Origin of the sequence: Saccharomonospora saliphila YIM 90502, from assembly GCF_000383795.1 — a bacterium.
Taxonomy (GTDB): Bacteria; Actinomycetota; Actinomycetes; order Mycobacteriales; family Pseudonocardiaceae; genus Saccharomonospora; species Saccharomonospora saliphila.
In genome coordinates this window covers 418,607-422,938 of sequence record NZ_KB912640.1, presented here as the reverse complement: position 1 = coordinate 422,938, position 4,332 = coordinate 418,607, and the positions used below count along the sequence as shown (strand labels likewise).

Genomic DNA, 4,332 nt, shown 5'->3' with positions numbered 1-4,332 from the left:
GCTTCCGCGGACGGCATCCCCTCGGTCCCGGCGGGCAGCGACTCCCCGCCCGCGCGGGCGGAGCGGTTCCGGACGTGCACGGCGCCGAGGGAGTCCTCGGTCGCCTCGACCTCGCTGCCGGGGGGCCAGGGATGGGGCAGCACGGCCTCGGAGGCGCCCCGCGTGGTGATCGGGCAGTCCGCGAGCGGCACGACCCGATGGCTGCACAGCCCTCCGACCAGGAGTCCCTCACCGACGAGCATGTCGAGTGGCTGCTCTCCCGGCCCGCCGTGGCGCTGGCGGGTGAGCACCTGCTGGTCCACTCCGACACGCTGGAATACCTCGAATGGGGCGACGACGTCGAGGGAATCAACGCCTCGGTGCGCGCGGTGCTGAAGGGCGACGACCTCGCACAGTGGTGGGAGGTCTGGCGCAGGCTCACCACCCGGTTCGCGTTCCGGGGCGCCGAGGGTCGGCAGGCGGCCGAGACCCTGCTCGACCAGCTCGGCGGCGAGCAGGTCGTGCACGGCCACAGCGTCATCGCCGACCAGCTCGGCGTCCACCCCTCCGAGATCGAGGAGCCGCTGCTCTACGCGGAGGGCCGGGTGCTCGGCGTGGACGCGGGCCTGTTCGCGGGCGGTCCGTGCCTGGTGGTGCCGCTGCCCTGGTCCGCGTCCTGATCCGTCGCGCGTTCAGTCCCGCACGGCGACGACCGCCCTGCCCAACGGCAACAGGGACACCGGCACCATCTTGAAGTTGCCGAGGCCCAGCGGGATGCCCACGACGGTCAGGCAGAGCGCGATACCGGTCACGATGTGCATCACGGCGAGCCAGAACCCGGCGACGAGTACCCACAGGACGTTGCCGAGCAGGGACGGGATACCCGCGCCGGCCCGTTCGGTGACCGTCCGGCCGAACGGCCACAGCGCGTAGCCCGCGATCCGGAAGGCGGCCAGCCCGAACGGGATGGTGATGATCAACAGGCAGCACACGATCCCGGCGAGCACGTACCCGAGTGCCAGCCAGAAGCCGGCGAACAGCAGCCAGATCACGTTCAGCAGCGCGCTCATACCCACATTGTCCCGCATGCCGGGGCCCGCGGGGCCCACCGAGCGTGCGGACCACTCGTAGGCCGCGGCCGTGCCGCCGTCACGACGCGCGCAGGGCGGCCTCCAACTGTTTCGCGCTCAGCGGGCTCGCGCTGATGTAGTACACGGTCGAGCCCGGCGGGAGCCGCGCCTGCCAGCTCGGGTTCACCGTCAGCCCGTCGGCCGTGCGTGCGGCCAGCAGCGTGGCACCGTACTCGCGGCCCAGGACGGTGCGGCAGCGGTCCACCAGCACCGGACCGACCGACTCCGGCACCGTGGCCGAGTAGGTGTTGGCACCGCCCTGGGTCATCAGCTCCGCGTAGACCTCGGTGATTCCCGGCGACTGCAACTCCTCGGTGATCATACGTGGTGTGTGCCACTGCACGGGCTGGAAGTCGCCGTCCACGTAGTTCAGCAGGAACGACCGCTGCATGTCCCGCAGCGTGACGACCACGTGCGCGTTCTCGGTCACCTGGTCCACGGCGAGCGCCACCGCGAGGGCCTCGTTGTCGTCGCGCGCGTCCACCAGCACGGTCGCGGCGTGGGGCACGCCCGCCCGGTGCAGCACACTCGCGTCGGTGAGGTCGCCCCGGACGAAGGCGACCGCCTCGCCGGGCATCGGGTGCGTGCCCACGTCGTCCCACGCGCAGAGCACGACATCCCGTTGCCGCCCGTCACCGAGCAGCTCGGCCACGATCCGTTCGGTGCGTTCGGCCGTGTATCCCAGCAGCACGGTGTGGCCCCGGAAATCCACGCTGATCGACCCTTGCATCCGCCGTCCTCTCGCCTGTTCCAGCACCGAAGCGAGCTTGGTGAACACCGTGGTCAACGCCACGATCCCGCCGACGATCACGTAGCCGCCGACCGCCTGCCCCTCGGCCGTCTCCGGGGAGAAGTCGCCGTAGCCGACCGTGGACGCCGTGACCACGAAGTACCACCAGTAGTTCGACGGCCGCACCAGCGCGGACCCCGCGGGCTCGGCCAGGGCCATCAGCGGCCAGCTCGTCACGAAGACGGCCGCGATCACGAGGACGGGCGTGGCCCAGGTGGTCACCCGCGCGATCCGCGCGAGTAACCGGGACAGCAGGATGGGCACGCGTTCCTCCGGCCTTGTCCAGTCGGTCGCCGTGGCCGTTCTACCACGGCGAACCGGCGTCAGCCCGTCGTGCCCGCGGCCTCCGCGAACGCCTTCTGATCCTCCCGGCCGAAGGTCTCCTCCAGGTGCTCGGGGGAGTAGTCCAGGTCGATCTCGGCGACGTCGGCGCCGCGCGCCGACTCGATCGCACCGAGCCTGCGCTGGGCCCGGTCGGCGGCGTACTGCACGAACTCCTGGTTGTCGATGCCGAAGGGTGGTTCGTCGAACTGCTGGTTCACCCACTCGATCATGCCGAGCGCGTGCGGCAGCAGCTCGCCCATCCGCTGCTGGACGACCTCCCACAGCCCGTCGTCGGCGGCGACGTGCCTGCGGCAGGTGAAGGTGCCCCAGGCCATGTGCCTGCGCTCGTCGTCGCCGATCCGCCGCACCAGCTCCTGCATGCCCGGCAGGATGTCGCGGGAGGTGCACATCTTCTGCCACGCGTAGTAGCCGGTCAGCGCGAGGCTTCCCTCGATGACGTGGTTGTAGGTCACGCTCGCGCGGATCTGGTTGACCGGGCTCGGGTCGTCGGCGAGCACGGAAAGCGAGCGGGGCAGCTCCTCGTAGAACAGGGTGCGGTAGTGCGGGTTCTCGGCGACGTAGGGGTGCAGGTCGTCGGTGAGCCCGACGGCGTCCATCCAGCGCCGGAAGACCTCGGTGTGCTTGGCCTCCTCGAAGCAGAACTGGGTCAGATACATCTCGTCACCGAGCCTGCCCTCGGCGGCCATGGCGGCCATGAACGGCTGGATGTCCTCGGTGACCGCCTCCTCTCCCGCGATGAACTGGGCGCACAGGTAGGTGGCGGACCGGCGTTCCTCGTCGTTGAGCGACTCCCAGCCGGCGCGGTCGGCGCTGAAGTCGATGTCGGCCGGGTTCCAGAACTTCTTGTTCCCCTTGACGAACAGGCGCAGGGGGAAGGAGTCCCAGTTGAGCCCTCCTCGGCGCAACGACTGGAAGCCCTCGCGGTGCGCGGCGACGGTGCCGGTCATGGTCGTCTCCCCTTTCGTCACTTCGGTGTGGACGTGTCGATCAGCGGGCCGACGACGGCACACACCCCGTCGGCGGCCTCGGTGGTGGACCCCGTCGGCAGCATCAGATAGCTCAGGGTCAGACGGGTGGCCGTCTCCGCGACGAAACGCGGCTCGGTCAGCGCGGGACAGCGTTCGCGCAGGTAGGACTCCGCCATATCCGTGGCCGCCTGCAGGATCGGCTCGCCGCGCGTGGTCAGCAGCGGCAGCAGGTCCTCGGCGACCTCGCTGCCGGTGACCGCCGCGACCAAACGGTTCTCCTTCGCGTGGTCGATCGTGTAGGCGGTGGCCGCGTGAATCCCGGCGAGCACGTCGTCCGCGGTGTCGAGCCGCCGCTGTATGCCGTCGGTGAACTCCGCGAGCGTGCGCAGGGCCACCGATTGCACGAGCGCGCGCTTGCCGCCGAACTCGTTGTAGACCGTCTGCCTGCTCACTCCGACCCGGGCGGCCACGTCGGCCATGCGCAGCCGGGCGTAACCGCGGCGCGCGAGGAGGTCGGTGGCGGCGTCGAGCAGGTCCTCGCGTACCGACGACCGGGCACGGCGGGCTGGTGTCGTGTCCTGGACCACAGGAGGATCTTGACACTTTTCCCGCTTGTGTCAAGTGGTGGTGTCGCTGTCCGTCGGAAACCCGTCACCGTCGGCCGGGAAACTACGGTGGGGGCGTGGGACTGTGCGTGGGCTTCGATCTGGACATGACTCTCATCGACCCCCGGCCGGGGATGGTGCTGGCGATGAACCGCCTCGGCGAGGAGACCGGGTTCGACTTCGACGGCGCGCGGTTCGCCGCGCATCTCGGCCCACCGCTGGCGAGCGTGCTCCGGAACTTCGGCGTGCCGGAGGAGCGGGTACCCGACCTCGTCGAGCGTTTCCGCGCGGCTTACCCGGACACGGTCGTGCCCCGCACGGTCGCCCTGCCGGGCGCGGCGGAGGCACTCGCCGCCGTGCGGAGCGCGGGCGGGCGCACGCTCGTGGTCACCGGCAAGTACCGCCCGAACGCGGCCTTGCACGTGAACGCGCTCGGCTGGACCGACGAGGTGGACCACCTCGCCGGGGACCTGTGGGCCTCGGCCAAGGCCACGGCGCTGCGCGCGCACGACGCG

Annotated in this window: 5 protein-coding genes and 2 pseudogenes; 2 read left to right on the top strand and 5 right to left on the bottom strand. The window is 70.8% G+C overall.

The window, feature by feature from the left end:
- A pseudogene (locus SACSA_RS26680) lies at nt 1-191 on the bottom strand (class I SAM-dependent RNA methyltransferase); the annotation flags it as partial.
- A 15-nt stretch (nt 192-206) separates the two neighbouring features.
- Here SACSA_RS26680 and SACSA_RS21905 point away from each other — a divergent pair.
- Nucleotides 207-659 (top strand): annotated as a pseudogene (locus tag SACSA_RS21905) (serine/threonine protein phosphatase); the annotation flags it as partial.
- 12 nt (nt 660-671) lie between these two features.
- On the opposite strand, the gene SACSA_RS0107105 reads toward SACSA_RS21905, so the two are convergent.
- The 4 genes from SACSA_RS0107105 to SACSA_RS0107090 form a co-directional block, all read right to left on the bottom strand.
- On the bottom strand, nt 672-1,049 hold the full coding sequence (locus SACSA_RS0107105; protein WP_019814592.1) for a YccF domain-containing protein: 378 nt from the start codon (nt 1,047-1,049) through the stop codon (nt 672-674).
- Nucleotides 1,050-1,128: 79 nt separating this feature from the next.
- On the bottom strand, nt 1,129-2,163 hold the full coding sequence (locus tag SACSA_RS0107100) for an ion channel (RefSeq protein WP_019814590.1): 1,035 nt from the start codon (nt 2,161-2,163) through the stop codon (nt 1,129-1,131).
- 59 nt (nt 2,164-2,222) lie between these two features.
- Complete coding sequence (locus SACSA_RS0107095) at nt 2,223-3,191, bottom strand: R2-like ligand-binding oxidase (protein ID WP_019814588.1); 969 nt, start codon at nt 3,189-3,191, stop codon at nt 2,223-2,225.
- A gap of 17 nt (nt 3,192-3,208) precedes the next feature.
- Complete coding sequence (locus SACSA_RS0107090; protein ID WP_019814585.1) at nt 3,209-3,799, bottom strand: TetR/AcrR family transcriptional regulator; 591 nt, start codon at nt 3,797-3,799, stop codon at nt 3,209-3,211.
- A 95-nt stretch (nt 3,800-3,894) separates the two neighbouring features.
- Here SACSA_RS0107090 and SACSA_RS0107085 point away from each other — a divergent pair.
- Nucleotides 3,895-4,332: HAD family hydrolase (locus tag SACSA_RS0107085; protein ID WP_019814583.1), on the top strand; the 438-nt coding region annotated here is incomplete at its 3' end.

Bases quoted from the DNA above. Each gene is read 5' to 3' on its own strand.
- SACSA_RS0107105 (WP_019814592.1), bottom strand. From the start codon at position 1,049: ATGAGCGCGCTGCTGAACGTGATCTGGCTGCTGTTCGCCGGCTTCTGG.
- SACSA_RS0107095 (WP_019814588.1), bottom strand. From the start codon at position 3,191: ATGACCGGCACCGTCGCCGCGCACCGCGAGGGCTTCCAGTCGTTGCGC.